The 23,741-nt window shown below is 72.4% G+C and carries 20 protein-coding genes; 9 read left to right on the plus strand and 11 right to left on the minus strand.

Features of this window, described 5'->3' with window-relative positions:
• Nucleotides 1-24: 24 nt before the first annotated feature.
• Together AB0J36_RS25220 and AB0J36_RS25225 are read left to right on the plus strand one after the other, a co-directional pair.
• The gene (locus AB0J36_RS25220) at nucleotides 25-498 is read left to right on the plus strand and encodes a hypothetical protein (protein ID WP_357395301.1); all 474 of its coding nucleotides are present in this window, start codon (nucleotides 25-27) and stop codon (nucleotides 496-498) included.
• A gap of 135 nt (nucleotides 499-633) precedes the next feature.
• Nucleotides 634-1,410, plus strand: a complete 777-nt coding sequence (locus AB0J36_RS25225; RefSeq protein ID WP_357395304.1) for a class F sortase — start codon at nucleotides 634-636, stop codon at nucleotides 1,408-1,410.
• Here the strand turns inward: AB0J36_RS25225 and AB0J36_RS25230 are convergent.
• Nucleotides 1,356-2,135, minus strand: a complete 780-nt coding sequence (locus AB0J36_RS25230; protein WP_357174752.1) for a TioE family transcriptional regulator — start codon at nucleotides 2,133-2,135, stop codon at nucleotides 1,356-1,358. The two genes, AB0J36_RS25225 and AB0J36_RS25230, sit on opposite strands and share 55 nt — an antisense overlap.
• A gap of 54 nt (nucleotides 2,136-2,189) precedes the next feature.
• Between AB0J36_RS25230 and AB0J36_RS25235 the strand changes: the two genes are divergently transcribed.
• Nucleotides 2,190-3,776, plus strand: coding sequence for a DUF6194 family protein (locus tag AB0J36_RS25235; RefSeq protein WP_357133594.1), 1,587 nt, complete (start codon nucleotides 2,190-2,192; stop codon nucleotides 3,774-3,776).
• A gap of 68 nt (nucleotides 3,777-3,844) precedes the next feature.
• On the opposite strand, the gene AB0J36_RS25240 is transcribed toward AB0J36_RS25235, so the two are convergent.
• Nucleotides 3,845-4,381, minus strand: coding sequence for an HNH endonuclease (locus AB0J36_RS25240; RefSeq protein ID WP_357133596.1), 537 nt, complete (start codon nucleotides 4,379-4,381; stop codon nucleotides 3,845-3,847).
• A gap of 159 nt (nucleotides 4,382-4,540) precedes the next feature.
• Between AB0J36_RS25240 and AB0J36_RS25245 the strand changes: the two genes are divergently transcribed.
• The 3 genes from AB0J36_RS25245 (at nucleotide 4,541) to AB0J36_RS25255 (ending at nucleotide 7,821) form a co-directional block, all read left to right on the plus strand.
• The gene (locus AB0J36_RS25245; RefSeq protein ID WP_357133598.1) at nucleotides 4,541-5,707 is read left to right on the plus strand and encodes a mechanosensitive ion channel family protein; all 1,167 of its coding nucleotides are present in this window, start codon (nucleotides 4,541-4,543) and stop codon (nucleotides 5,705-5,707) included.
• 236 nt (nucleotides 5,708-5,943) lie between these two features.
• Nucleotides 5,944-7,323: an MFS transporter gene (locus tag AB0J36_RS25250; RefSeq protein WP_357133600.1), complete on the plus strand. Its 1,380-nt coding sequence runs from the start codon at nucleotides 5,944-5,946 to the stop codon at nucleotides 7,321-7,323.
• 66 nt (nucleotides 7,324-7,389) lie between these two features.
• Complete coding sequence (locus tag AB0J36_RS25255; RefSeq protein ID WP_357133602.1) at nucleotides 7,390-7,821, plus strand: globin; 432 nt, start codon at nucleotides 7,390-7,392, stop codon at nucleotides 7,819-7,821.
• Nucleotides 7,822-7,857: 36 nt separating this feature from the next.
• On the opposite strand, the gene AB0J36_RS25260 is transcribed toward AB0J36_RS25255, so the two are convergent.
• The 4 genes from AB0J36_RS25260 to ettA all read right to left on the minus strand — a co-directional run bounded on the left by AB0J36_RS25260 (nucleotide 7,858) and on the right by ettA (nucleotide 11,403).
• Entirely contained in the window at nucleotides 7,858-8,442 is a 585-nt protein-coding gene (locus AB0J36_RS25260) for a YbjN domain-containing protein (protein WP_357133604.1), read from the minus strand.
• Between the two features lie 132 nt (nucleotides 8,443-8,574).
• Nucleotides 8,575-9,291, minus strand: a complete 717-nt coding sequence (locus AB0J36_RS25265) for a hypothetical protein (RefSeq protein WP_357133606.1) — start codon at nucleotides 9,289-9,291, stop codon at nucleotides 8,575-8,577.
• Nucleotides 9,288-9,734 carry a thioesterase family protein gene (locus AB0J36_RS25270; RefSeq protein WP_357395260.1) on the minus strand — a complete coding sequence of 149 codons (447 nt, stop codon included), beginning with the start codon at nucleotides 9,732-9,734 and terminating at the stop codon, nucleotides 9,288-9,290. Before AB0J36_RS25270 ends, AB0J36_RS25265 begins: the two co-directional genes overlap by 4 nt.
• Nucleotides 9,727-11,403: an energy-dependent translational throttle protein EttA gene (gene ettA, locus AB0J36_RS25275; protein WP_357133610.1), complete on the minus strand. Its 1,677-nt coding sequence runs from the start codon at nucleotides 11,401-11,403 to the stop codon at nucleotides 9,727-9,729. Before ettA ends, AB0J36_RS25270 begins: the two co-directional genes overlap by 8 nt.
• A 329-nt stretch (nucleotides 11,404-11,732) precedes the next feature.
• Between ettA and AB0J36_RS25280 the strand changes: the two genes are divergently transcribed.
• Nucleotides 11,733-13,133 carry a trehalose-6-phosphate synthase gene (locus tag AB0J36_RS25280; RefSeq protein ID WP_355052272.1) on the plus strand — a complete coding sequence of 467 codons (1,401 nt, stop codon included), beginning with the start codon at nucleotides 11,733-11,735 and terminating at the stop codon, nucleotides 13,131-13,133.
• A 41-nt stretch (nucleotides 13,134-13,174) separates the two neighbouring features.
• Nucleotides 13,175-15,736: a trehalose-phosphatase gene (gene otsB / locus AB0J36_RS25285; RefSeq protein ID WP_357133688.1), complete on the plus strand. Its 2,562-nt coding sequence runs from the start codon at nucleotides 13,175-13,177 to the stop codon at nucleotides 15,734-15,736.
• A gap of 248 nt (nucleotides 15,737-15,984) precedes the next feature.
• Here otsB and cobA read toward each other — a convergent pair whose 3' ends face one another.
• Genes cobA through cobC form a run of 3 tightly spaced genes read right to left on the minus strand, consistent with a single transcriptional unit; the run spans nucleotide 15,985 to nucleotide 19,455 of the window.
• Nucleotides 15,985-17,217, minus strand: a complete 1,233-nt coding sequence (gene cobA / locus AB0J36_RS25290) for a uroporphyrinogen-III C-methyltransferase (protein ID WP_357133613.1) — start codon at nucleotides 17,215-17,217, stop codon at nucleotides 15,985-15,987.
• Between the two features lie 31 nt (nucleotides 17,218-17,248).
• Complete coding sequence (cobT, locus tag AB0J36_RS25295; RefSeq protein ID WP_357174814.1) at nucleotides 17,249-18,373, minus strand: nicotinate-nucleotide--dimethylbenzimidazole phosphoribosyltransferase; 1,125 nt, start codon at nucleotides 18,371-18,373, stop codon at nucleotides 17,249-17,251.
• Nucleotides 18,373-19,455, minus strand: a complete 1,083-nt coding sequence (gene cobC, locus AB0J36_RS25300; RefSeq protein ID WP_357174744.1) for an Rv2231c family pyridoxal phosphate-dependent protein CobC — start codon at nucleotides 19,453-19,455, stop codon at nucleotides 18,373-18,375. Before cobC ends, cobT begins: the two co-directional genes overlap by 1 nt.
• A gap of 122 nt (nucleotides 19,456-19,577) precedes the next feature.
• Here cobC and AB0J36_RS25305 point away from each other — a divergent pair, with 122 nt between their 5' ends.
• Nucleotides 19,578-21,710 carry a transglycosylase domain-containing protein gene (locus AB0J36_RS25305; protein WP_363661191.1) on the plus strand — a complete coding sequence of 711 codons (2,133 nt, stop codon included), beginning with the start codon at nucleotides 19,578-19,580 and terminating at the stop codon, nucleotides 21,708-21,710.
• A 38-nt stretch (nucleotides 21,711-21,748) separates the two neighbouring features.
• On the opposite strand, the gene AB0J36_RS25310 is transcribed toward AB0J36_RS25305, so the two are convergent.
• Both AB0J36_RS25310 and AB0J36_RS25315 read right to left on the minus strand, forming a co-directional pair.
• Complete coding sequence (locus AB0J36_RS25310) at nucleotides 21,749-22,318, minus strand: GNAT family protein (protein WP_357133619.1); 570 nt, start codon at nucleotides 22,316-22,318, stop codon at nucleotides 21,749-21,751.
• Nucleotides 22,315-23,712, minus strand: a complete 1,398-nt coding sequence (locus AB0J36_RS25315; protein ID WP_357133621.1) for a cobyrinate a,c-diamide synthase — start codon at nucleotides 23,710-23,712, stop codon at nucleotides 22,315-22,317. Before AB0J36_RS25315 ends, AB0J36_RS25310 begins: the two co-directional genes overlap by 4 nt.
• Nucleotides 23,713-23,741: the final 29 nt, after the last annotated feature.

A 23,741-nucleotide genomic window follows, 5' to 3' on the forward strand; every position in this document is an offset into this window, starting at 1 on the left:
CGCGCGCTCTCGTCCGCTCTGACACTGGTCGGACTCATCGGGGCGATCGTCCTGCTGTCGGTCGCGCCGGCCCACGCGGGCGAGAACACCTTCGTCGAAGTGACACCGAACAGCGTCCCGGCGGGCAGCCGGGTCACGATCCGCGCGAGCTGCGACAACAACAACGATCGGCAGGCGAACGTACGCTCCGACGCGTTCGGGCACGTCATGCTCAGGCCGGACAACGGCTTCCTCAAGGGAGAGGTCACCGTTCCGGGCAACAAGGAGCCCGGTGACTACCAGGTCGACCTGCGCTGCCAGAACAACCAGACCGCGCAGACGATGCTGACCGTGCTCAACATGGCCTCGCCCAGCAAGGGGCCGGCGACCGGGGGCGGCGGGACCGCCGGCGGCCGGGGAACCGGCTCGGTCCTGGTCCTCGGCGGCGTGGCACTGGTGGCCGCCGCGGTCGCGCTCGGCATGATGGGCGGCCGGCGTCGGCCCGGAGCCGGCTCCTGACCCGGAGCTGCCATGACCCGCAGATCCGCGCGTACGCGGCCGGATGGCCCTGCCCGCTCCGCGCGTACGCGGCCGGATGGCCCTGCCCGCTCCGCGCGGTCGGACCGTACGGCCCGCGTCCGGGCCGCGAGGACGCTGCGCGCCGCCGGCCGGCTGGTGGCCCGGGCCTCGGGCCGGCTGCGGCGGGTCGCCGGGCAGGCGGTCTCCGCCAGTGTCGCCACCACCGACCCGGACGCGCGGCCGCTGCCGCCGCGCCGTCCCGGCGGGTCACCGTTGGCCCGGCGTCGGCTGGGCGGTACCGGTCCGGGGGTGCCGGTCCTGGTCATCGCCACGCTGATGGTGCTGATCGTGGCGATGCTCGGCGTCGAACGGGTGACCGGGGTGAGTCTGCTGCCGGACCGGATCAGCGCGGGCCTGCGGCCGCCGCCGAAGAAGTTCCCGGTGCTGCCGGCCAGCCCACCGACCGCCCTCGCCATCGACACGATCGACCTGCGGGCGCCGCTGCACGACGTGGGCATCGCCCCGGACGGCACCATCGCCGTGCCCGACGTGGCCCGCGCGCAGGAGGCCGGCTGGTACGACCAGGGCCCCACCCCGGGGCAGTACGGGCCGGCGGTGATCGTCGGGCACGTGGACACGACCACCGGGCCGGCCGTCTTCCACCGGCTACGGGAACTGCGCTCCGGCGACCGGGTCGACATCACCCGCGCCGACGGTCGGGTGGCGGTCTTCGAGGTGGATTCGGTGGAGCGGTTCAGCAAGGATCGGCTACCGGTGGACGAGGTGTACGGCGACTTCAGCCGTCCCAGCCTGCGACTGATCACCTGCGGCGGCCGGTGGGTGGGCGGTGAGACCGGCTACTCGGACAACCTGGTGGTCTTCGCCTCGCTGGTCGAGGCACGTGGCGGGTGACCTCCCGCGCCGTCGTCGAGGTACGCGGCGAGCCGGGCGGCCCCGGTGAGCATGGCCCGGCCGCGCTCGGTGAGTCGTCCGCGCCACTGGGTCACTGACGCGGCCAGTGGTTCGGCGCCGCCGGCGTCCCGTACGCGACGCAGCACGTCGGCGATGTGGCTCAGCCGGTACCCGCCCCGGCGCAGCAGGTGCGCGAGTTCGGCGTCCCGGACGTCGTCGGGCGAGTAGACGCGGTGGCGGGTGGCCCGGTCGCGCTCCGGTCGCAGGATTCCGGCCGACTCCCACTTGCGCAGCGTCGCCGGTCGTACGCCGACCCGGTGCGCGAGCACGCTGATCGGTACGGCCCGCCGGGTCTGCGGCGCGGGCTTCGTGGCGGTGAGCGTGCCGACCGCCACCTCGACCGCGTCCAGGGTCTCCCGGTCGCGTCGCAGCAGGCCGTGGCCGTCATCGATCGCCCGCAACGCGGTGTCGAGCTCGCCCCGGTTGACGGCGCGCATGATGTCACCGCCGGCCGCGTGACCGTGGCCCGCGACGAGGGCGAGGTAGGCGTCAAGTGCCCGGGCGTGCGTCTCGGTGAACCGACGGTACCCGCTGACGGTGCGCTCGGCCGGCGGCAGCACACCGTCGCGTTCGTAGTTGCGGACGGCCTGCGCCGACAGCCCGTGCCGCCGGGCGAGGTCGACCGGCCGGCGTACCCCTGGGTTTGAGGGTTTTGGGGTGACCACCGTGCTCTCCTGCTCTGAAGTCTCAACCGCTGGTTCAACGATACGGTCGATGCAATGACCACTGTTCTCGACCTGCTCGCCGGCTCACCGACCCTGCTCGCGATCGGCGAGCCGACGCACGGTGAATCCGCCTTCCTCCAGATCCGCAACGACACCTTCCTGACGCTGGCCGAGCACGGTTACCGCTCCATCGCCCTGGAGAGCGACCGGGCCGCCGGGCTGCTCGCCGACGAGTTCGTGGACGGCGGGCCCGTGCCGCTCGACCGCGCGCTCGCCGAGGGGTTCAGTCACGGCTTCGGCGCCGCCCCGGCCAACCGTGACCTGCTGCTGCGGATGCGGGAGTGGAACGCCGGACGACCCGCCGCGCAGCGCCTGCGGTTCCACGGTTTCGACGCGCCGCTGGAGATCGAGGGCGCCCCGAGCCCGCGCCGGCACCTGACGTTCGTCTGCGACTTTCTCGGCCTGGACCGGTCGGCGGAGATCGACGACCTGGTCGGGGACGAGGCCCGGTGGAGCGACACGGCCGCGGTGTGGGAGCCGGGCCGGTCCGTCGGACGCTCGACGGACGCCCACCGGCTGCGGGTCCTCGCCGACGACCTGCTGACCGAGCTGTTTCTCCAGGCGCACCGCCGGCCCGCGGGCTGGCGGGAGGCCCACGTGCACGCCATGTCCGCGGTCGCGTTGCTGCGGTACCACGCCGCCGCGGCGACCGACCTCGCGCCGGAGGAACGGTTCGCGCGCCTGGCCGGGGTCCGGGACGCGCTGATGGCCGAGAACCTGCTCGCGATCCGGGCGGTCGAGGCCGACCGGGGACCGACGCTGGTCTTCGCGCACAACACGCACCTGCGACGCCATCCGGCCACCATGACGATCGGTGGCGCGACGGTGTCGTGGGCCGGCGCCGGCGCGATCGTCGGAGCGCTGCTGGGCGAGCGGTACGCGGTGGTGGTCGGCGCCCTCGGCGCGAGCCCCGCGCTCGGCATCGACGCGCCCGCCGCGTCGACCTACGAGGGTCGGCTCCAGCGTCTGGGCGACCTCCCCGGGTACGTCCCGACGGCCGACATCGAGCCGGCCGAGCGCAGGACGCACGACTACCGCTACTTCCCGCTGGACCAGGCGACCATCGACAACGCCGAGGCGGTGCTGCATATCCCGACCGGCGTCGACGCGGCCGTGCTCGCCGAGCGGATCGGCGCGCTGCCCGGCGTCGAACAGGTGGTGGCGGGCGCGGAGAACGGATCACCGGAGGCCGCGTGGGGCGATCGCTTCTTCCACGTCGGGCCGGACCGCCGCCAACCGTTCGCCACCATCGTCGAGCACGACGTGCCCGGCTTCGACGAGGCCGGGCAGCTCGACCGCCCCGGCGTCTTCCGCCTCAACCTGGAGCTGGGCCGGGCCGAGTTCGAAAAGGCGTTCGGCTTCGCGCCGGCTGCCTTCGAGGAGCACCGGGAGGACTTCGACTACGCCCGGCTGGACACTCTCACGCCGCACCCGGGCTACGCGCTGTACGGCTTCGCCAGCATCGTGATGCCGGGTCCGCAGATGCTGCCCGAGGTCGACCGGCTTCTCGCCATCGCGCACCGGCGGGCGGTCGACCGGCACGAGCGCGCGACGCGCCGGGCCGCCGGCCAGCAGGACTGAGCCCGACGCCGGCCTGCCGTCCTGCACGGCGGGGCCCGCGGGTGCAGCCGGGCCCGCACGGGTACGGGTCAGGCCGCTGCTTCGGGCTCGCGCAGGTCGAGCCAGTCGGCCCAGCGCGGGTCCGGAGCGCGGTGCCCGAGGACCCGCCACGCGGTGCCCTTCGGCGCGGCCGGCAGGGCGTGCAGCCGCCAACCCAGCTCGGCCGGAGTCTTGTCGCCCTTGGTGTGGTTGCACCGCGCGCACGCGGCGACCACGTTCTCCCATGCGTGCCGGCCGCCCCGGCTGCGCGGGAAGACGTGGTCGATGGTCTCGGCCGGGCCCCGGCAGTAGGCGCACCGCCAACCGTCCCGGGCGAAGATCGCCCGGCGGGACAGCCCGACGTGGGTGCGGTAGGGCACCCGGACGAAGCGGGTCAGCCGCACGACCGATGGCACCGGCAGCGCGTCCCGGGCGCTGTGCAGGATGCCGTCGCCGTCGGCGACGCAGACGGCCTTGGAGGAGAGGACGAGGATCGCGGCGCGACGCACCGACACGACACACAGCGGCTCGTAGGTGGCGTTGAGAACCAGCGCGCCGGAGCCCACCGCGGGTCGTATGTCAGGCATCGCGATCACCCTCCCGGTTCAGCGGCTGCTGCGAACCTGCCGCCGACCGGAGTTGGGCACGAGGGCCCGCACCGTCGACGCCCGTTCGATCACCGACGTCCGTTGCGCCAATAGTCCCTGATCGGACCCCGGATTGCACGTACTAATCCGGGGTCGGATGTGAAGCTCTTTTCCGCACCTGTCACGATGGCCGGTTCGCCCCGGTCCGACCCGGCGCTCCGGCGCATCTCACCCGGCTGGTGGGTCGGCGGCGACCGGTCCGAGGTGTTGCGGTACGAAGACAGGGTGAGTGCCGCCAGCGTGACGCCCCTTGCCCTGCCCGACGTCGTGTCGGTGAACTGTCAGGGCAGCACCTCCTGCGAATGGATCTACGGGATCACCCGCTCGGCGTGGTTCGCCGAGGGCAGCTACTGGATCCTGCTCAAGCCACTGCGGGTCCTGCTGATCCTGGCGCTGGCGATGGTGGCGCGCTGGGCGCTGCACCGGACGATCAACCGGCTGGTCCGGACGACCACCGACGGCGCGGTGCCGACGATGCTGCGGCCGCTGCGCGAGCGGGTGCCGACCGCGGCGGTCGACCCGACCGAGTTCGTGCCGGAGCGGCGGCGGCAGCGGGCCGAGGCGATCGGCTCGGTGCTGCGCAGCCTGACCACGGCGTTCGTCTTCGGCATCGCGCTGTTGATGATCCTGCGCGAGTTCAGCTTCGACCTGGCGCCGCTGCTGGCCAGCGCCGGCATCGCCGGCGTCGCACTGGGCTTCGGCGCGCAGAGCCTGGTCAAGGACCTGATCGCCGGTCTCTTCATGCTCATCGAGGACCAGTACGGCGTGGGCGACAACGTCGACCTCGGCGAGGCGTCGGGCGTCGTGGAGTCGGTCGGGCTGCGCGTCACCACGGTCCGGGACGGACGTGGCGTGCTGTGGTACATCCGCAACGGCGAGATCATCCGGGTCGGCAACAAGAGCCAGGGCTGGGCGCTGGTGGTGGTGGACCTGCCGATCGGCTTCAGCGGCACGGAGGAGGCCAACGCGGTGCTGCGGACGGCCGCCGCGTCGGTGGCGGTGGACCCGGACCTGTCGCCGGAGATCGTGGAGGCGCCGGAGGTGCTGGGCGTCGAGCAGATGACGGTGGAGGGCGCCGTGATCCGAACGGTGGTCAAGACGACTGCCGACGGCCAGTTCGCGGTGGGCCGGGAACTGCGGCGCAGGTTGGCGGAGGCGCTAGAGAACTCGGGCATCACCGCGCAGATCGCCGCTGCCCGCAGCTATCCCGGCGTGCCGAGCCGGCCCTTGCCGGACGGTGAGACCGGTCAGGGCGGCGCCACCTGACCCGGTGAGAATGGCCGGCAATCCAGGGGTCGCGGTCCAGCCGGCCCCTGGAGTATCGTCCGTTCGTTCAGTCGGGGATGCGACGAACGATCCGTTCACCCTAGCTAGTCGTCGGACGATCGGGCAGAATCCCGAAGCACGCGTTCCCGCTGGAGCGCGGTCACATCCTCGCTGATCCGACAGATCTGACGAGTGTTCCCGGCCCGGCGGCCACAAGCAGCCGTGCCCGGGGGCCGATGGAGGCGACGGTGCCCGACGAGCGACCTTCCGCGGAAGGTCCGGCCACTTTTCGCGAAGTGTTTGCCCAACGTGAGTTCCGGGCTGTCTTCACCGCCGGGTCGCTGTCCTGGGTCGGTGACTACGTCGCCAGGGCCGCCGTGACCCTCCTCGTCTACCAGCAGACCAGGTCCGTCGCGCTCTCCGCCGCCGCGTTCGCGGTGAGCTACCTGCCGTGGCTGCTCGGTGGTCCGCTGCTCGCCGCGCTGGCCGAGCGGCACCCGTACCGGCGGGTGATGGTGGCGTGTGACGTCATCCGGATGGTGCTGATGGTGCTCATCGCCCTCCCTGGTCTGCCGGTCCCGGTGGTGCTGGTGCTCCTCTTCACCACCACGCTGGCCAACCCGCCCAGCCAGGCGGCGAAGTCGGCGCTGATGCCGCAGATCCTCACCGGAGACCGCCTGGTGGTCGGACTGTCGCTGAACGGCAGTATCGGGCAGGCCGCACAGGTCGTCGGGTACCTGTTCGGCGCCGCCGTCGCCTCGATCGACCCGACCGTCGCGCTGCTGTTCAACGCCGCGACCTTCGGCGTCTCGGCGCTGCTGCTGCGCTTCGGCGTCCGGAATCACGCCGCCGCGATAGCCACCGCCCACCGGGGCCACCTGCTGCGGGAGACCGCCGAGGGCTTCGGGATCGTCTTCCGTACGCCGGTGTTGCGGGCCATCGCGGTGCTGGTGTTCAGCGCGATGCTCTTCTCGATCGTCCCGGAAGGGCTGGCCGCCGCCTGGGCCAACGACGATGCCAGGAGCGGCATGGCCGCCGGTACCGCGCAGGCCGTCATCATGGTCGCCAGTCCGGTGGGCTTCATCCTCGGCGGGCTGCTGGTGAGCCGGTTGTGCGGCCCGGCCCGCCGGTTGGCCATGATGCGCCCGCTCGCGGTGCTCGCCCCGCTGGCGCTGGTGCCCGCGCTCTTCGATCCGCCACCGCTGGTGGTGGCGCTGCTGGCCGCCCTGTGCGGATTCGCGGTCGCCGGCATGCTCCCGATGGCCAACGGGCTGTTCGTCCGGGCCCTGCCGGCCGGGTTCCGGGCTCGCGCGTTCGGCGTGATGGCCACCGGTGTGCAGGTCATCCAGGGGATCGCCGTGCTGGTTACCGGGTTGCTCGCCGAACGGTTCCCCATCCCGGTGGTGGTCGGCCTCTGGAGCGCCGCCGGAGTGCTGCTGATGACTGTCGCCACCCTGCGCTGGCCGAGCCGGCAGACGATGGAGGAGGCGGTGGCGGCAGCCACGGCCGCCAACGTCGCGCAGGCCCGCGCGGCGGGCGACGTCGCCGTCAGCGGGACGACGGGGCTCACCGACCCCCGGGCAGCCGGAGGCCACCGTCGGCACGCGGTCACGTGATCCACGGGGTGAGCCGACGCACGGCCTCCGGGTCGGGTCCACGGCCGACGCACCTGGCAGGATGGAATGGTGAACCCCGCAGGTGAATCCGACCGTCCCGACGCGTCGATGACGCTCTTCGAAGCGGTCGGCGGCGAACCCACCTTCCGCCGGCTGGTGGACGAGTTCTACGTCGGCGTCGCCAGCGATCCGCTGCTGCGACCCATGTACCCGGAGGAGGACCTGGGCCCGGCGGCCGACCGGTTGACCCTGTTCCTGATGCAGTACTGGGGTGGGCCGAACACGTACTCCGCGCAGCGCGGTCACCCACGGCTGCGGATGCGGCACGCCCCGTTCCGGATCGGGGTGGCCGAGCGGGACGCCTGGCTGCGGCACATGCGCCAGGCGGTGGACCGGCTCGACCTGGAACCGCAGCTCGCCGTCGCCCTCTGGGACTACCTGGAGCGGGCCGCGTACTTCATGGTCAACGCCATGGAGGACCCGGCCGAGCGCGCCTGACGGCGCGCGCACCGGGCACCCGGGCCGCGGCCCGTCTCAGAGCAGCGCGCCCTCGTCGTGCAGCCAGTCCACGAAGCTGGTGGCCACGGCCGCGCCGCAGTCGAGCATCTCGACCAGCAGCGCGTCGTGCGTACCGGCGCCGAGGGGGACCTGCAGCTCGGCGTAGATCGGTAGCTGGCCGCGCTCGGTCGGATCACCGATGTACGCCTTGCAGAAGCGGCGGGTGTGGTTCCACTCGTTGACCACCCGGTAGGCCCGGTCGGCCCAGTCGGGCGGGACCGTGGCGTGCGGGCGGGCCCGCATCACCAGGATCTCGTCCTCCGGACCCTCAAGGGTCACCAGCACGGCGTGGCGCTCCCACATGGCCAGCAGGTTGCCGTCACCGTCGGCCAGGTAACGCACGTCGAGCAGGTCGAGTGCGTCACAGACCCGGCGCAGGCTCACCGGCTCGATGCTGGCCGCCATTTCGGCCAGTACGGGTCGGTCGCTGCCCGGGCAGTCGTCCCCCGGCTGGCGAGGACTCGGCGGCCCGACCCGGACCGCGCTCTCCACTGTGATCCCGCTTCGGGTTTCCGGATCACCGCCGTCGGCGGGACCGGGGCGCCATGACCACCACGGCATCGCTCGTCGCACCTCACTCCCCAGCGGATCCAGCCGCCTACGGTGCGTTGGATCCGAGGATGGACGGTACCCGGACAGCCGGGTTGAAGCACCCCCCCAACGACCCCACCGGCCCAGAAGAATGAAGGGGGGTCATCCGTTCGGACGAGTAGTGAGCGGAGTCACGGCGAGATCGGTGGCCTTCTGCAACCAGGCCGCTCCGTACGGTCCCACCAGGCCCACCCAACGGCCGGCGACCCTTACCCGCACCGCGGCGCGCGCCGCAGGGACGGCCGGCTCGTCGACCGCGCCGAGGAAGCCCATCCGGACCAGTCCCTGCACCAGTCGCTGCGGCACCTCGACCGGCGGGCCCGGCGGATCGTCCGGCGTGACCACCACCGCCACGTGGTCGAGCAGCGCGTCGCGCAGGACCCGCTGACCCACCGCGCGGCCCGCCACCCCCTCGGCGCTCGCCGTACGCAGGGTGCCCGCCGCCGCGGCCGCGATCCGGCGCACCTCGACGCCGGGCAGCACCTCAACTGGCTCGCTGCGCGCCGGCGGCAGGGGCCAGCGCCACTGCGCGTCCCGGCGCTCCGGCAACGCGGTACCGCCGCGTCCCAGCTCGGCCAGCAGGTCGGCCGCGCCCACGGTGACGTCCCCGGCGGCGTCGCCGGCCACCGTGGAGGCGACCAGCACCTGCCACGGCAGCCGGGCCCACAGGACGACCCGCCCGGAAGCGCCGGCCGGCCGCAGCCGCACCGGCGCCGCCGGGTCCAGCCGGACCAGCCGGGCCAGGAAGGCGCCCGCGTCGGCCACGCCGGCCAGGCCGTGGCTGGACGCCGACGACGCCACCCGTTCCGGCCGCGTCACGATCCGCCGCCCTGCGGGGCGTACGTCAGCAGGAAGTCCCGCTCCTCGACGGTGATCCGCCGGGGCACCTGACGCGTCAGGTCGAACGGCACCAGCACCGAGCGGGCGCGACTGGCCAGCACCTCACCGTCGTACAGCTCGTAGGCGACGGTGAACCGGGACGCCCTTATCTCCTCCACCCACAGCTCGATGCGGACCGTGGGCGCGGACTCCGCGGTGGCCCGTCCGAGCGCGTAGTCGACCGGGCGCAGGTAGTCGACCTCGTGCCGGCGGATCACCACCCCGTCGGCGAACGAGCCCACTCCCCAGGCCCGGCCGCCGGCGAACATCAACGCCACCCGCGCCTCCTCGTACAGCGTGAGGAAGCGCGAGTTGTTGACGTGTCCGTACGCGTCCAGGTCGGACCAGCGCAGCGTGCAGTGGTAGACGAACCGGTCAGTCACGGGTCAGCTTGCGGTAGGTCACCCGGTGCGGTCGGGCGGCCTCCGCGCCGAGGCGGTCGATTTTGTTCTTCTCGTACGCCTCGAAGTTGCCCTCGAACCAGAACCACCTGGACGGGTCCTGGTCGTCGCCCTCCCAGGCCAGGATGTGCGTGGCGACCCGGTCCAGGAACATCCGGTCGTGAGAGATGACCACGGCGCAGCCGGGGAACTCCAGCAGGGCGTTCTCCAGGCTGGACAGCGTCTCCACGTCCAGGTCGTTCGTCGGCTCGTCGAGCAGGATGACGTTGCCGCCGATCTTGAGGGTCAGCGCCAGGTTGAGCCGGTTGCGCTCACCGCCGGAGAGCACCTTCGTCGGCTTCTGCTGATCCGGCCCCTTGAAGCCGAACGCCGCGATGTACGCCCGCGACGGCATCTCGACCTTGCCCACCATCAGGTAGTCCAGCCCGTCGGAGACGACCTCCCAGACGGTCTTGTCGCCGTTGAGGCCCTCGCGGTTCTGGTCGACGTACGACAGCGAGACCGTCTCGCCGACGCGCACCGAACCGGCGGTCGGCTCCTCCAGCCCGACGATGGTCTTGAACAGCGTGGTCTTGCCGACGCCGTTGGGGCCGATGATGCCGACGATGCCGTTGCGCGGCAGCGAGAACGACAGGTTGTCGATCAGCAGCCGGTCACCGAAGCCCTTGCTGAGGTTCTGCGCCTCGATCACGGTGCTGCCCAGGCGCGGGCCCGGCGGGATCTGGATCTCTTCGAAGTCCAGCTTGCGGGTCTTCTCCGCCTCGGTGGCCATCTCGTCGTACCGGTCCAGGCGGGCCTTGGACTTGGTCTGCCGGGCCTTGGCGTTGGAGCGGACCCACTCCAACTCCTCGGTGAGGCGCTTCTTCATCTTGGCGTCGCGGCGGCCCTCGACGGCCAGCCGGGCGGCCTTCTTCTCCAGGTAGGTGGAGTAGTTGCCCTCGTACGGGTACGTCCGGCCACGGTCCAGCTCAAGGATCCAGTTGGCCACGTTGTCCAGGAAGTACCGGTCGTGCGTGATCGCCATGACGGTGCCGGCGTACTTCGCCAGGTGCTGCTCCAGCCAGGAGACGCTCTCCGCGTCCAGGTGGTTGGTGGGCTCGTCCAGCAGCAGCAGGTCGGGCGCCTCCAGCAGCAGCTTGCAGAGCGCGACCCGGCGGCGCTCACCACCGGAGAGCTGGGTCACGTCGGCGTCCGGCGGCGGGCAGCGCAGCGCGTCCATGGCCAGTTCGAGCTTGGAGTCGACGTCCCAGGCGTCGAGGTGATCAAGCTCTTCCTGGAGCTTGCCCATCTCCTCCATCAGCTCGTCGGAGTAGTCGGTCGCCATCTGCTCGGCGATCTTGTTGAACCGCTCCAGCTTGGCCTTGGTCTCGGCGACCGCCTCCTCGACGTTGCCGAGCACGGTCTTGGCCTCGTTGAGCGGGGGCTCCTGGGCGAGCATGCCGACGGTGTAGCCGGGCATGAGCCGGGCCTCGCCGTTGCTCGGCTTGTCCAGCCCTGCCATGATCTTGAGGAGGCTGGACTTACCGGCGCCGTTGGGGCCGAGCACACCGATCTTGGCCCCCGGCAGGAAGCTCAACGTGACGTTGTCGAGCACGACCTTGTCGCCGTGCGCCTTGCGCGCCTTTTCCAGGACGTAGATGTACTGGGCCACGGTGCGGGCTACCTCCGTCGGTTTGCTGTCGCCTGAGTGGGCGGCGCGGCGCGAGCTGAGACCTCCGCCCGCCGCCGCCGGCCGGGAGCCGGCCGCGCGCACGCCATCGTCAATCCTGACAGGTACGACGCGCTTCGCCCACATCACCCCGCCCCAGGAGTACGCCGGCGAGCGCGTCGACCTCTGACCGTCGGGCTGTCGACAAGATCACCTTCAGGATTCACCGCACACTGGGCGGGTAGGAGACTCCGGCACGGGGGCCCAGACACCGCAGCTACGCTCAGTACGCTCATCGCGGTGGACCCGTCAGTACCCGGAGGTGGCCGATCGTGACCGTCCGTAGCTCCTTTGTCGTAGTGGCGAATCGTCTGCCGGTCGACGAGGTGAGCACACCCGAGGGACGGCAGTGGCGACGCAGCCCCGGTGGGCTGGTCACCGCGCTGCATCCCGTACTCGCCGAGCACCAGGGCACCTGGGTGGGCTGGGCCGGCGGCACCGGTGCCGCTCCCGAGCCGTTCGACCTGGAGGGCATCCGGCTGCACCCGGTCCCGTTGAGCGCCGAGGAGTTGGAGCGCTACTACGAGGGCCAGTCCAACGCGACGATCTGGCCGCTCTATCACGACGCGGTGGAGACACCGGCGTACAAGCGTCGCTGGCGTGAGGCGTACCGGCTGGTCAACGCCCGGTTCGCGGAGGCCGCAGCCGACGTCGCGGCCGAGGGCGCGACGGTCTGGGTGCAGGACTACCAGCTCCAACTGGTGCCGGCCATGCTCCGCGAGCTGCGCCCCGACCTGCGGATCGGCTTCTTCCTGCACATCCCGTTCCCGCCGATCGAGCTGTTCATGCAGATGCCGTTCCGTACCGAGCTGCTGCGCGGTCTGCTCGGCGCGGACCTGGTGGGCTTCCAGCAGCGGTTGGCCGCGCAGAACTTCGTCCGGCTGGCCCGGCACCTGCTCGGGCTCCGGTACGAGGGTCAGATGATCCAGGTCGACGGTCGGCAGGTGAAGGCGGGCGCCTTCCCCATCTCCATCGACACGCAGGAGATGGAGCGGATGGCGGCCGACCCGGCGATCCAGGCGCGGGCCAAGCAGATCCGCGCCGAACTGGGCGACCCGAAGACGATAATCCTGGGCGTGGACCGGCTCGACTACACCAAGGGCATCGAGTTGCGCCTGAAGGCGTTCCGCGAGTTGCTTGCTGACGGAAAGTTGACAGTTCCGGACGCCGTTATGGTGCAGGTGGCCACGCCGAGTCGCGAGCGCGTCGAGCACTACCAGGCACTTCGGGTCAAGGTGGAGCGCGAAGTTGGTCGGATTAATGGCGAATTCGGCCGAGTCGGCGTGCCGGCCGTGCATTACCTCCATCAGTCGTACAGTCGCAGTGAACTGGCCGCGATGTACGTTGCTGCGGACGTGATGATGGTGACCCCGCTGCGAGACGGCATGAATCTCGTGGCCAAGGAGTACGTCGCATCCCGTGCCGACCAGGGCGGTGCGCTCGTGCTCAGCGAGTTCGCTGGCGCCGCAACGGAGCTGCGCCAGGCATTCCTATGTAACCCGCACGACCCGGACGCGGTGAAGGACGCCCTGCTCCGGGCCGTGCACGTGGAGAAAACCGAGGCACGCCGCCGGATGCGGACAATGCAACGTCACCTGCGTACCCACGACGTGGGGCACTGGGCCAAGTCTTTCCTCTCCGAACTGGGAGTTTCCGAGGCGGAGGCCGCGTGAACACGGCCGTCAACGACGGAACGGCGATCGCCACCGGGGTGATGGACCCCGAACTGCGATCCGCCATCGGCCGGATCGCCCGGGTTCCGCAGCTCCTGATCGCCTGCGACTACGACGGCACACTCGCGCCGATCGTCGAGGATCCCAGCACCGCCGTACCGCTGCCCGAGTCGGTGGCCGCGATCCGCGCGCTCGCGGCGCTGCCGCAGACGAGCGTGGCCGTGGTCTCCGGTCGCGCCCTGCGCGACCTGGCCGCGCTCTCCCGGCTGCCCAGCGAGGTACACCTCGTCGGCAGCCACGGCTCCGAATTCGACATCGGCTTCGTCGAGCGCCTCTCCCCCGAGCTGGTCGCGGTCCGCACCCAGGTGCGCAACGCGCTGCGCGAGATCGCCGCCGAACACCCGGGCATCCGGCTCGAACGCAAGCCGGCCAGCGTCGCGGTGCACACCCGGGGCGTCGACCCGCAGGTCGCCGCCGCCGCCATCGAGGCCGTCCGCAACGGCCCGGCCGCCTTCGACGGCGTCACCGTGACGCAGGGCAAGGAGGTCATCGAGCTGTCCGTGGTGGCCACCCACAAGGGCACGGCCGTCGACCAGCTACGGACCCAGCTCTCGGCGAGCGCGGTGCTCTTCATCGGCGACGACGTCACCGATGAGAACGCCTTCGGCAACCTGCACGGGCCGGACCTCGGTATCAAGATCGGCCCAGGCGACACCAAGGCCAACTTCCGGGTGGCCGAGCCCATCGAGGCCGCCCGCGCGCTCGGGCTGCTGCTGGAGACCCGCCGGCACTGGCTGTTCGGCGAGCGGGCGGTGCCCATCGAGCGGCACTCGATGCTGGCCAACGGTCGTACCGTCGCCCTGCTCACCCCCGAGGCGAAGGTGAGCTGGCTCTGCCACCCCAAGCCGGACTCGGCGGCGATCTTCGCCGACCTGGTCGGCGGCAGCCCGGCCGGTCACTTCAGCATCGCCCCGGAGCGCGGCGGCATCCCGCTGGGCCAGCGCTACCGCTCCGGCACGATGACCGTCGAGACCCGGTGGTCCGGGCTCACCGTCACCGACTGGCTGGACAAGCCGGCCCGCGAGACGACGCCCGACGGTCCCGCCGTGGTCACCGGCGACTCGACCCTCGTCCGGGTCCTCAGCGGCAACGGGCGGGTCCGGGTGGAGTTCGCGCCGCGCCCCGAGTTCGGCCAGGTGGCCGTGCAGTTGCAGCCCGTCGGCGACGGCCTGCTGGTGCTCGGCTCGAACGAACCGGTCGCCCTCTACTCCCCCGGGGTCGAGTGGCAGGTCAACAACGACGGTGGGTACGAGACCGCCAAGGCGGTCGTCGACCTCTCCGCCGCTGGTGGGCAGGTCGTGCTGGAGCTGCGCTTCGGCACGCACAGCCTGGAGCACCACCGGGTGCCGATCCACGAGCGGCAGGCCGCTGCCGAGCAGCCGTGGAAGGACTGGGTGGCCTCGCTGCGGCTGCCGTCCACCTCCCGTGACCTGGTCGCGCGCAGCGCCCTCACCCTGCGCGGGCTCTGCCACGAGACGACCGGCTCGATCCTCGCCGCGGCCACCACCTCCCTGCCGGAGGAACTGGGCGGCGTCCGCAACTGGGACTACCGCTACTGCTGGCTGCGCGACGCCGCGCTGACCGCCCGCGCGCTCGTCGACCTCGGCTCCATCGACGAGGCCGAGGCGTTCCTGCGCTGGGTGGACGGCTGCATCGAGCGCACCGGCGGCCACCCGGAGCGGCTGCACCCGCTCTACACCATCGACGGGTACGAGCTGGGCGCCGAGGCGGTCATCGACACGCTGCCCGGGTACGCCGGCTCCCGGCCGGTCCGGGTCGGCAACCTCGCCAACCACCAGCTCCAGCTCGACGTGTTCGGCCCCATCGCCGACCTGATCGCGGCCGTCGCCGACGCGCGCGGCTCGGTCCGCGACGACGAGTGGCGGGTCCTGGAGAACATGGTCGAGGCGGTCCGCCGCCGCTGGCACGAGCCCGACCACGGCATCTGGGAGGCGCGGCTGCCACCCCGGCACCACGTCTTCTCGAAGGTGATGTGCTGGATGACCGTCGACCGGGCGCTGCACGTGATGCGTCAGCACGGCGGCGAGGACCGGCCCGAGTGGACGGACCTGCGCGACCGGATCGGCGCGAACGTGCTGGAGCACGGCTGGCACGACGACGTCGAGGCGTACAGCGTCGCGTACGGGGACGAGGACATGGACGCCTCGTCGCTCTGGATCGGCCTCTCCGGCCTGCTCCCGGGTGACGACCCGCGCTTCCTGTCCACGGTCCTGAAGATCGAGGCGGACCTGCGCAGCGGCCCGGTCGTCTACCGGTACCACTGGGACGACGGCCTGCCCGGCCGCGAGGGCGGCTTCCACATCTGCACGGCGTGGCTGATCGAGGCGTACCTGCGCACCGGCCGCCGCACCGACGCGGAGGAGCTGTTCGCGCAGATGGTGCTGACCGCCGGCCCGACCGGCCTGCTCCCCGAGCAGTACGACCCGCTCGCCGAGCGCGGCCTGGGCAACCACCCGCAGGCGTACAGCCACCTCGGGCTGATCCGCTGTGCCCTGCTGCTGGACAACATGCTCAAGCAGTAACGACAGCACGTACGACGGGGCCGGGAGCGCTGACGCTCCCGGCCCCGTCGTCACGTGGCACCACCTCGCCGATCATGGCGCCGTGGTGGGCAACAAAACGCCGGTAAGGCACCAACCCGGGCACCACAACTCCATGATCGCCGCATCCGGACTACCCTGCTCGCCGATCTTGCACTTCCTGTCCCGACACAAGGGAGATATAAAGCGTATCGACCGCCGAAACCGCAAGATCGGTGGGCACCCGTTGCTCAGGCGTCGAGGGCACCCACCACGTCGCCCACGACGACCACGGCGGGTGGGCGCACCTCGGCTGTGTGCACGTCGGCGGCGACCGCTTCGAGCGTGGACCGCAGCACCCGCTGCGTGCCCGTGGTGGCTTCCTGGACCACGGCGGCCGGTGTCTGCGGCGACCGGCCATGCGCGATCAACGTCTCGGCGATAGCGGCGAGGTTCTTCAGCCCCATCAGGATCACCAGGGTGCCGCGCAGGCCGGCCAGGGCGTCCCAGCGCACCAGCGACGCCGGCGAGTCGGGCGCCACGTGCCCGGAGACCACGGTGAACTCGTGCGCCACCCCCCGGTGGGTGACCGGGATGCCGGCCGCAGCCGGCGCGGCGATCGAGCTGGTCACCCCGGGGACGACGGTCACCGGCACACCGGCCGCCGCGCAGGCCAGCAACTCCTCGCCGCCCCGGCCGAAGACGTACGGGTCGCCGCCCTTGAGCCGCACCACGGCAGCGCCGGCCAGCGCCCGGTCGACCAGGATCTGGTTGATCTCCTCCTGGGCGCGTGACGGGCCGTAGGGGATCTTCGAGGCGTCCACCAGCTCGACGTCGGGGCGCAGCTCGTCCAGGAGCAGGCCGGGTACCAGCCGGTCGGCGACCACCACATCCGCCTCGGTGAGCAGCCGCCAGCCCTTCACGGTGATCAGCTCCGGGTCACCCGGCCCGGACCCGACGAGAGCCACCCGCCCGCCGGTCGAGTTAGGAAGGGCCCCTTCCTCTACCCCAGGCGTTAAGAGGGGGCCCTTCCTTGCAGCGAGCAGGTCGCGGATGGCGTCGCGGACGCTCATCGCCCGTCGGGGGTCACCACCGCCGAGCACCGCCACGGTGACCGGTCCCTGCCGGGTCACCGCCGGAGTCCAGGCGGTGGCGGCCGCCCGGTCGTCGGCGCGTACGCAGAAGATCCGCCGCTCGTCCGCGACGGCACTGACCGCGGCAGCCGCGGTCGGATCGTCGATCGCCACCTGGACCAGCCAGGCCCCGTCCAGGTCCTCGGGCACGAAGCGGCGCGGCACCCAGCGCAGCCGACCCGCGTCGACCCGGGCCTGCAACGCCGGGGTCAGCTCCGGTGCCACCAGCAGGACATCCGCGCCGGCGTCCAGCAGCGCCGGCACGCGCCGGGTGGCGACCGCGCCGCCACCCACCACGACCACCCGCCGTCCGTCGAGCCGCAGACCAAGGGGGTACGGGTTCGCGCTCATCCGGCACCACCGGACCGCTCGCTGGACGTGGTCACTTCTCGGCCACGCCGGCCGAGTCGAACGTGGCGACCTCGTGCAGCACCCGGACCGCGCCGGTGACCACCGGCAGCGCCAGCAGCGCGCCGGTGCCCTCGCCGAGGCGCAGCCCCAGATCGATGAGCGGGTCGAGGCCGAGGTGTCGCAACGCCACCGTCGCGCCGGGCTCCGCCGAGCGGTGTCCGGCGACCATGGCGGCGACCGCGTCCGGAGCGAACGCGGCGGCGGCGAGCGCCGCGGACACCGCGATCACCCCGTCCAGCAGGACCGGCGTACGACGGGCGGCGGCACCGAGGATCAGCCCGGCCAGGGCGGCGTGCTCCAAACCGCCGACGGCGGCGAGGACACCCAGCGGGTCGGCCGGGTCGGGGGTGTGCCGGGCCAGCGCGGCCCGCACCACGGCCACCTTGTGGGCGTACGTCGCATCGTCCACTCCGGTGCCCCGACCCGTGGAGTCGAGCGGGTCGACGCCGGTGAACGCGGCGATCAGCGCGGCGGCCGGGGTGGTGTTGCCGATGCCCATGTCCCCGGTGAGCAGGATGCCGGCGCCGGCGTCGATCAGCTCGTCGGCGACCCGGACGCCGGTCAGGACCGCCGCCAGCGCCTCGTCCCGGGTGAGCGCTGCGGTCACCGACAGGTCGCGGGTACCGCGGCGTACGGACGCGTCGATCAGCCGCGGCGCGGCCAGGTCCGACACGGGCGCGGCCGAGCCCGTGGGCGCGGCCAGGTCCGACGCGGGCGCGGCCGACCCGGTGGGCGCGGGCAGCGGGTGGGCCACCCCGACGTCGATCACGGTGACCGACGCGCCGGCCTGCCGGGCGAACGCGTTGACGACCGCGCCACCGGCCAGGAAGTTGCCGATCATCTGCGCGGTGACCTCCTGCGGCCACGGGGTGACTCCCTGGGCGTGCACCCCGTGGTCGCCCGCGAAGATCGCCACGGCGGCGGGCTCGGGCACCGGCGGCGGGCAGATCCCGGCCAGTCCGGCGAGGCGTACCGACAGGTTCTCCAGCAGGCCCAGCGAGCCCGCCGGCTTGGTCAGCCGGCCGTGCAGCTCGCGGGCGGCGGCCATCGCCGCCTCGTCCGGGGGCCGGATCGCCGACGTCGTGGTCTCCAGCATCATGCCTCCATGATCTCGCGCAGCACCGCGATGAACGCGTCGGTGGTGTCTCGGTCGCGTACCGCCACGCGCAGCCAGTCCGGGCCGAGCCCGGGGAAGGTGTCGCCCCGGCGGACCGCCCAGCCCCGGTCGCGCAGGGCGGCCCGTACCCGGGTCGCGTCGGGCAGGCGCAGCAGGACGAACGCGCTGGCGGGGCGGCCGGCGACGCGTACGCCCGGCAGGTCGGACAGGCAGGCGACCAGGTGGTCGCGGTCGGCGGCGAGTTCGGCGGCGATCGCGCGTTCGGCCTGGACCGCGACGGGCGTGGCGCAGGCCTCGGCGGCGGCCAGCGCGGGCGTGGAGACGGCCCAGAGCGGCTGGACGGCGGCCAGCCGGGACAGCAGGGCCGCGTCGCCGAGCAGGTAGCCGATCCGCAGGCCGGCCAGGCCCCAGGTCTTGGTGAGGCTACGGAGGACGAGCAACCCGGGCAGGTCGCGCCGCTCGGCGAGCGACTCGGGTTCGCCGGTGTCCGCGCCGCCCGTGGTGTCGGCGAACGCCTCGTCGACGACCAGCACCCGGCCGGGACGGGCGAGCGCGGCGATGGTCCGGGCGGGGTGCAGCACCGAGGTGGGGTTCGTCGGGTTGCCGATCATGACCAGGTCCGCGTCGGCGGGCACGAGGGATTCGTCGAGGCGGAAGCCGTCGGCCGGGTCCAGCAGGACCCGTTCGACCGTGTGCCCGGCGGCCCGCAGCGCCGCCTCCGGCTCGGTGAACTGCGGGTGCACCACCACGGGCCGGCGCACGCCGCGCAGCGCCTGGGCGATGAGCACGAAGCCCTCGGCGGCCCCGGCGGTGAGCAGTACCTCGTCCGGGTGACGCCGGTGCCGGGCGGCGACGGCGGCGCGGGCCGGGGCCGGGGCCGGATAGCGGGCCAGGTCGGTGAGGGTGGCGGCGATCGGATCGGCCAGCCAGGCCGGTAGCGGCGCCCGGCGGACGTTGACGGCGAGGTCGACCAACCCGGCGCTGGCCTCGGCGTCGCCGTGGTGCGCCAGGTCGGGCTCGGCGTCGACGAACGGCGACACCCCGCACGGCTGATCACGCATGTCCGCGATCCTGCCGGGAAGGTGGCCGGCGGGACAGTCGATGTCGACGTAAGCCATGTCACCACCTCGCGGGTTTATGAGTTCTTCTCATGTACGAATCGGAAATGTCATAACTTTGCGACGTGAGCAACCGACCCCTTGCTGCCGCTGGTCGTCTCGTTCCTCTCCTGCGCGCCGGGCTCATCGCCGGCATCGTGATCGCCGCCGCCGCCTACCCGCTGGTCGCCCTCACCGGGCTCGGCGCGAAGGCCACCGCGCACGCCACGGAGCAGAAGACCCGGCTGCTGACCAAAGCCCTGCCCGCCGAAACCTCCTACCTGTACGCCCCGGACGGCAAGACCGTGCTGACCATGTTCTACGAGGAGTACCGGCAGTACACGAAGCTGTCGGACATGTCGCCGAACATCCAGCAGGCGATCGTCGCCGCCGAGGACTCCCGCTTCTACCAGCACCACGGCGTCGACCCGAAAGGCGTGGCCCGCGCCTTCGTGGCCAACGCCCACTCCAGCGGGCTGTCCCAGGGCGCGTCGACGCTGACCATGCAGTACGTCCGGATGGCCCTGCGGGACAGCGCCACCACCCCCAAGGAGGTCCAGGAGGCCACCCAGCAGACCAGCCTGCGCAAGGTCAAGGAGATGCGCATGGCGCTGGACCTGGAGAAGGAGATGAGCAAGGAAGACATCATGGAGCGCTACCTGAACTCGGCGTACTTCGGTCACCGGGCGTACGGCATCTACGCGGCCAGCGAGATCTTCTTCTCCAAGACCCCGAAGGACCTCACCCCGGTCGAGGCGGCCACCCTCGCCGGGCTCGTCAAGTCCCCCTCCGAGTACGACCCGGCCGACTCCGACCAGAAGGAGGCCACCGGGCGGCGCAACTACGTCCTGGACCGGATGAGCCAGCTCGGCTACCTGTCCCCCGACTCGGCCGCCGCCGCGAAGTCCGAGCCGATCCGGCTGAAGCTCACCACCCCACCGAGCGACTGCGCCTCGATCATCGAGAAGTACCAGAGCTGGGGCTTCGCCTGCGACTACGTGAAGAACTGGTGGAGCGCGCAACCGGCGTTCGGCAGCAACCGCCTCGAACGGATGGACAAGCTGCGCCGGGGCGGCTACCGGATCGTGCTCAGCCTCGACCAGAAGGTCCAGGAGGCGGCCGAGAAGAACGTCGGCGCGAAGGAGGGCACCGGCAGCCCGTTCGCCAACGGCATCGTGGTCTCCGAACCGGGCACCGGGCGGGTCAAGGCGATGGCGGTCAACCGGAACTACTCCCTGGATCTGGCCGACAATCCACCCAGCTCCAATCCCGAGGCCGGGCCGAAGGTGAAGGCCAACTACCCCAACACGGTGGCGCCGCTGCTCGGCGGCGGAGACCTGCCCGGCTACCAGGCCGGATCGACGTTCAAGATGTTCCCGATGCTGGCCGCGCTGGACTCCGGGATGACGTTGTCCACCTCGTTCAACGCCCCGTACCGCTACAAGTCGTCCGTCTACGACGGCTGGGCGCCGTCGAACGCCAGCGGCGCGATGACCGGCCAGCAGACCATGTGGTCGGGCTTCGGCAAATCCGTCAACACGTACTTCGTGTGGCTGGAGGAGAAGGTGGGCGCGGAGAAGGCGGTCCGACTCGCCGAACAGCTCGGCCTGCGCTGGCGTACCGACGTCGACCGGGAGCAGGCGTCACCGGGCAAGGCCAACAAGTGGGGCGCGTTCACCCTCGGCGTCTCCGACGCCACCCCGCTGGAGATGGCGAACGCCTACGCGGCCATCGCGGCCGACGGCCGCTACTGCGAGGCGATACCCGTGCAGGCGATCATGAACCGGGACGGCACACCGGCCACGTACACCACGCCGGGCGGCATCCAGCGCGAGGTGGCGAAGCCTCGCTGCCGCCAGGTGGTCAGCGCCGACGCCGCCCGCGCGGCCACCGACGCCGCCCGCTGCCCGACCGGGGACACCCCGGCACGCGGGGGCTGCGGCGGCTGGTCGACGGCCGACAGCGTCCGGGGTACGGTCGGCCGCCCGGTCGCCGGCAAGACGGGTACCACCGACAGCACCCGGTCCGCCTGGTTCGTCGGGTTCACACCGGAACTGGCTGCGGCGAGCTTCATCTCCGACCCGGACAATCCGTTCAACGCGGTCGGTGACGGACAGTCCCAGATCCCGATCGCGGCGGTGGCACAGACCCTGCGCGACGGCCTCAAGGGCACACCTACCCGCCAGTTCACGCCGCCCTCAGACGCCATCGTCGGGTGACGGCGGGGGTCGGCGAAAGGTCCGCCGGGCGGCGGGGCTCAGCGAAGGTCCGCCGCCACGAACGACCAGACTTCGAGGTCGACCCGGCCACCGCCGACGAAGCCGGCGTTGCGCAACAGGCCCTCGTAGCTGAAGCCGGCCTTCTCGGCGACCCGGCGGGACGCCAGGTTGCCGGGCGCGACCCGCAGCTCGACCCGCTGGAAACCGTGCTCCAGGATCAAGGCGATGGCCACCGCGTCCACCGCCTCGGCGGCCAGGCCGAAGCCCCGGGCGTGCGGGGCCATCGCGTAGGAGACCTCGGTGAGGCGGGCACCCCAGTCGGTACGCCGGGTCCAGAGGGAGCCGACCACCTGGTCGTCCTCCCGGCGGATCACTCCGTAGTGGTCGCCCTCGCCGCTGTCGCGTCGCTGCCGGGCCAGGTCGGTGCACCAGGCGTGCCCGTCGATCGGACCGGAGTCGCCGGGCAGCGGCAGCCAACGCCGGGTCAGCTTGTCGGCGAAGATCTCGCCGGCCGCCGCCGCGTCGGCCGCGGTGAGCCGGCGCACCTCCGTACGCGGGGTGGAGACGGTCAACACCGGAAACCGGCGGACCGCCACCTGACCGATCACGCCGGCACCACCGGCTGTGACACCGCCTCGGCTGCTGGCTCGCCCACCGCCGCGGCCACCACCCGGGCGGCGGTCGCCGGATGACCGGCCCAGTGCAGGGTGAGCTGCGAGGCGTGCACGTTGCGCCAGACGAACCCCTCCGGCGTGCCACCTTCCCACCGCCACGCCGGCCGCTGACCGGCGCGCGGGGTGAGCACCGCCCGGTGCTCCTTGTGCCCGACAACCACCGTGCCGCTCGCGGCGACCACGCTGTCGGTCTCGGCGGTCGCCTCCCGGTAGCCCACCACCAGGCCGTCGCGGCTCGCGCCCACCGCGTCCAGCACACCGCACATCGGCAGCCCGTCCAGCTCCCGGGCCAGCCAGAGCAGACCGGCGCCCTCGGCGACCACCGGCCGGCCGGTACGCGCCAACTCGGCCACCGCGATGCAGAGCCGACGGTTGGCCGACAGTTGCTCGGCGTACGCCTCGGGCAGCGCTCCCCCGACGACCAGCGCCCGCGTGCCGACGGGCAACGCCTCGTCGCGCAGCGGGTCGACCGTGACCACCTCGGCGCCGGCCGCCGTCAGCAGCTCCGCGGTCTCCGGGTGGCTGAAGCTGCCACCCGGACCACCGGCCACCGCGACCAGCGGACGCTGCGCGGGCACGACCAGCTCACCGAGCGCGTCCCCCGGCGACCAGGCCACCGCCGGCAGGGGCGGAGCGGAACGGGCCAGCCCGAGCAGACGTTCCAGGTCGACAGTGGCGGCGACGGCCTCACCCAGGCGACGCACCGCGCGGACGGCGTCGGCCGAGGAGTCGACGACCGGCGCGACCCCGTGCCGGCGGGACGGCAGCACGGCCGGCAGATCCTGGCGGCGCAGCGCGCCGTAGACGGGCACACCCACGTCGTCCAACGCCTCGCGCAGCATGCTCTCGTGCCGCGACGACGCCACCCGGTTGAGGATCACCCCGCCCAACCACAACTGCTCGTCGTACGAGCGGAACCCGTGCACCAGCGCGGCCACCGACTGACCCATCGCGGCCACGTCGACCACCAGCACCACCGGGCTGCGCAGCGCCGCCGCGGCGGCGGCCGTGGACTCCTGCTCGGGCCGGCCGCCCACCGAGTCGTACAGGCCCATGCTGCCCTGCACGACCGCGAGACCGGCACCGGCGGCGCCGTGCGCGACCAGCGGGGCGAGCCGGTCGACGCCGACCAGCCGGGGATCGATCACCCGGCCCGGTCGGCCGGCGGCGAGACCGAGGTACGCGGCGTCGACGTGGTCCGGGCCGAGCTTGAACCCGGCGACGTCGACACCCCGCTCGGCCAGGGCGGCGAGCAGCCCGATCGCCAACGCGTTCTTTCCGTGCCCGGAGGACGGCGCGCTGAGCACCAGGCGCGGCACGACGGTCATCATCGACTCCTCGCGGGCGGCGGCGGGTA

This window comes from Micromonospora sp. NPDC049662, from assembly GCF_040675055.1.
Classification (GTDB): Bacteria; Actinomycetota; Actinomycetes; order Mycobacteriales; family Micromonosporaceae; genus Micromonospora.